The sequence below is a fragment of the Bacillus sp. FJAT-25509 genome (genome assembly GCF_001420605.1).
Lineage (GTDB): Bacteria > Bacillota > Bacilli > Bacillales > Bacillaceae_G > Gottfriedia.
The window spans coordinates 1-4,289 of record NZ_LJIZ01000010.1; the positions used below are offsets into that span (position 1 = coordinate 1).

The window sequence follows — 4,289 nt, forward strand, 5'->3', positions numbered from 1 at the left end:
GGCCGATCACCCTCTCAGGTCGGCTACGCATCGTCGCCTTGGTGAGCCGTTACCTCACCAACTAGCTAATGCGCCGCAGGCCCATCTATAAGTGATAGCTAAAAGCCATCTTTCAATAAAGGAACAGGAGTTCCTTTATGTCATCCGGTATTAGCTCCGGTTTCCCNGGAGCAAGCTCCCATTAGTCCGCTCGACTTGCATGTATTAGGCACGCCGCCAGCGTTCGTCCTGAGCCAGGATCAAACTCTCCATAAAAGTTAAGTTTAAATCTTGTATTGCTCAAAAAACTAATAATTGACGTTTACTTCATGTTTTGTTTAGTTTTCAAAGTTCACTTTATCGCTTTATCTCTTAGCGACTTATATTATAATAACATATTCAAATTTGTTTAGTCAACAACTTTTTTATATTATTTTCTTGCCTCATTTATTGGTTTAATGTGACAACGTTTAATAATATACCATGATGCTTTTATGATTGCAATAACTTTTTAATAAAAAAAAGATAATGTTTTTCATTATAGAAAAAGAGTAGTTAACTTTACTAAACTCTATTTACTACAATGAAAAACCATTACTCTGCTATTACAGGTAATTCAACTACAAATAGTGACCCTTTACCGATCTCACTTTTTACATAAACAATTCCATTGTGCATATCGACAATTTTCTTTACGATTGATAAACCTAATCCATTTCCACTAGTTGTCCTGTCTCTTGATTTATCTGCTTTATAAAATCTTTCAAATATATGCACTTGATCTTCTTCAGAAATACCTATTCCAGTATCTTGAATTTGTATAACTACCTTGTCACTATCTTGTATAGCAGAGATAAATAGATCCCCATCGTTAGGAGTAAACTTTATACTGTTTGTAATTAAATTCATCCAAACCTGATTTAAAAGAGCCTCATCTCCAATAAAGTCAATTTTACCAAGATCAACATGCATATTGATTTTTTTTTCTAGTATCTGGGGTTCGCAGCTTAACAATGAGTACATAAGTTGGCTATTTAACGAAAAACTGTTCTTTTCTATTGGCTGGCTTTGTGATTCTAGTGAAGTTAGCTTTAGAAGATTATCGCTAAGCTTCGATAATCTTGTACTTTCATACTCAATTATATTTAAATATTGCTCTCGCTCTTCTAACGGTAATTTTTCATTTTGTAATACTTTAGCAAAACCTTTAATAGATGTTAAGGGCGATTGAATTTCATGTGAAACGTTAGATATAAACTCTTGTCGCATGTATTCCATTTGATCTAAATTCTTTGCCATATGGTTAAAGCTGTCTATTATCTCTCCTATTTCACCACCAAATGCATTCCTGAACTTTTCAAGATCTACTGATACTTTAAACTCTCCCCTTGAAATACTTCGAATTGCCTGCATTATTTCTTTTACCATTTTCATTTGCTTTGGATGATGAAACATTCTACCAAATACGGCTCCTCCGAGCATTAATAATAGAAAGGTTAAAAAAGTATTTATGATTTGTTTCGTTAAATCTGATAAATTAGTGAGCTGATGTTCATAAAAGTAATTAGTAGAATAGTGAACAATTACGCTTCCAATTGTTATTGCAGTCGTTAATAATAATATAGCTCCTATAACATCTCTAATCTTTTTCAGTACCTTCACTTTAATAGCTCCATTCGATACCCTAATCCCCATACAGTAGAAATTTTAAAACCAAATTCTTTCTCGGGAAATCTTTCCCTCAATCGCTTTATATGAACATCTACAGTTCTTTCATCCCCTGCATAATCGAATCCCCAAATGTTTTCAATTAATTGTTCCCTAGAATAAGTCCTTCCTAAAGAGCTCGCTAAAGTAAATAAAAGCTCTAACTCTTTCAATGGCATATTGATTACTTGGTGATCATTTAGTACTTTGTAATTACCGTGGTCTATTGTTAAATTTCCTATTTGAACAATTTTAGATGAAGATATTTTTGATCTTCTTAACAAAGCTTTTACTCGAACAACCAATTCGACTGGTTCAAATGGTTTTACGATATAGTCATCGGTCCCTAATTTAAACCCTCTAACTTTCTGTTCGGTTTCACCTTTTGCGGTTAACATAATTATAGGAAGATCATATTCATTGCGTATTTCTCGACAAAGCTCGAATCCGTCCATTTTAGGCATCATTAAATCTATCATTAACATATCTATTTTCTTATCTTCAAAAACACTAATTGCTTCAATACCATTTGTAGCCTCAAAAACAGTAAACCCCTCATCACGAAGTAAAACATTTAATAGTTTTCGAATATGTGGATCATCGTCTACGATTAAAATACTAGCCATAAAGACACCTTCCTTCAATTTAATTACACCGCACTGTTTACCCTTAATTGCTGATCTGCAAATTCTCTGTACATTAAATGATTACTATATAATTCATCATGTGTTCCAATACCAGTTATTTTCCCTTTATCTAAAAATACAATTTGATCCGCATCTATAACTGTTGAAAGACGATGAGCAATAATTAAAGTAGTTCTCCCTTTCATTAAATTGGAAAGTGCATTTTGTACAACTAATTCGGACCTACTATCAAGATTGGAAGTTGCCTCATCCAACATTAATAATTTAGGGTTTCTTAATAAAGCCCTCGCAATACCTATTCGTTGTCTTTGACCACCAGATAGTTTTATACCTCTTTCTCCAACCTCTGTATTAAAACCTTCAGGTAAGTCATTAACAAATTGATCAACATATGCCATACCCGATACATAAGCCAATTCTTGATCAGATATATCCCTTTTAATTCCATAGCAAATGTTATCTCTAATTGTACCGACAATTAGAGGACTTTCTTGTGCAACATAACCTATTTGTTTTCTCCAGCTCTCTAAATTGAAACTATTAATTGGATTATTTCCAATTGTTATCTCTCCATTTTTTGGAGGATAAAATCGTTCAATGAGTGAAAATAAAGTTGTCTTTCCACTGCCACTTGGCCCTACAATAGCTGTTACTTTACCTGGAGGAATCACAAAATTAAGGTTTGTTAACATCTCTTCTTCCTTATATGCAAAATGTAACTTATTAATATTAATTGGTAAATTCATATCAACTTCATCTTTTCCAACTTGATAATCTTCTTCTTCTAGTTCTAATATACTAATCATTCTTTCTGTAGCACCTTTTGTTTTTTGAAGCTCAGTAAAGAAATGTGTAATTTGTGTCACTGGGAAGATAATTTGAAATAAATATAGTATATAAGCTACTAATGCCCCTGCAGTTATTGCACCTGACGAGACCCTAACCCCGCCATATCCAATAATAACTACTAAAATAAGCATCAATACAAAGGAAACAATTGGTCCAATTAGAGAATGTAATTTCCCTTCCTTAATACCGAAAGATAATAAATTATTAATTCCCTTGTTTCCATTTGTAATTTCAGTACTTTCTGCATTCGAAACTTTTACTAATCTAATCTCCGAAAAAACTTGGCTTATTAATGAAGTGAATTTTGCCGTTTCATCTTGAGTTGCTTTTGATAATTTTGACATTTGTTTTCCAATAGGGATAAATATTAAAGCAATAACAGGTATAATACTAAAAGTTACTAATGTCATTCTCCAATCTAATACTAGTAGTAATATAAAAGATCCAATAATTGAAATGATTCCTGTTAAAAAGTTTGTTATATGTTCTGTTATTAACCCTTTTAAAATTGCTGTGTCATTCGTAACACGACTAACATTATCTCCAGTCTGAGTCTCATCGAAATAAAATATTGGAAGTACTATCATTTTCTTCCACAATCTGTGTCTTACATTGGCAACAACTGTATTTCCCACTCGACTAAGCAGATAGATAGAAGCTGCTGATGAAATGGCCTGTATGACTAGTACCGCAACAAAAACCGCTATTTGTCCTGCACTTAAGGATGCTAATGAAAAACCATCTACAAATTTCTTTGTTAGTAAAGGTAATAGTAACCCGACTAAAGTAGTGGCTACGCTTAATAATACGCCTATTGCAAATAACCATTTAGGCGGGTTTGCATTCTTAATTAAAGAGATAAAATTTCTCCAGTCACTTTTTTTATTTGAATTAGTTTCTTCTCTCATATCTTTACTCCTTACACTTACTATTTTTTTATCTACTTTACCTTTAAAATTTACAACTAAAATATGAATAAAGAATGAACTAAACTGTATTATTCCTCTTAAATATTATCTTTTATAACGCAAAAAAAACATCAGCCTAATAGCTGATGTTTTTGGTTACCAGGCGACGTTCTACTCTCACAGGGGGAAACCCCCAACT

The 4,289-nt window shown here is 32.6% G+C and carries 3 protein-coding genes and 1 rRNA gene; all 4 read right to left on the minus strand.

The window, feature by feature from the left end:
* A 16S ribosomal RNA gene (locus AN960_RS06255) occupies positions 1 to 255 on the minus strand; the annotation flags it as partial.
* Positions 256 to 573: 318 nt separating this feature from the next.
* Complete coding sequence (locus tag AN960_RS06260) at positions 574 to 1,641, minus strand: HAMP domain-containing sensor histidine kinase (protein WP_056468418.1); 1,068 nt, start codon at positions 1,639 to 1,641, stop codon at positions 574 to 576.
* Positions 1,638 to 2,312: a response regulator gene (locus AN960_RS06265; protein WP_056468422.1), complete on the minus strand. Its 675-nt coding sequence runs from the start codon at positions 2,310 to 2,312 to the stop codon at positions 1,638 to 1,640. Before AN960_RS06265 ends, AN960_RS06260 begins: the two co-directional genes overlap by 4 nt.
* A gap of 23 nt (positions 2,313 to 2,335) precedes the next feature.
* Positions 2,336 to 4,090, minus strand: coding sequence for an ABC transporter ATP-binding protein (locus tag AN960_RS06270; RefSeq protein WP_056468425.1), 1,755 nt, complete (start codon positions 4,088 to 4,090; stop codon positions 2,336 to 2,338).
* Positions 4,091 to 4,289 lie beyond the last annotated feature (199 nt).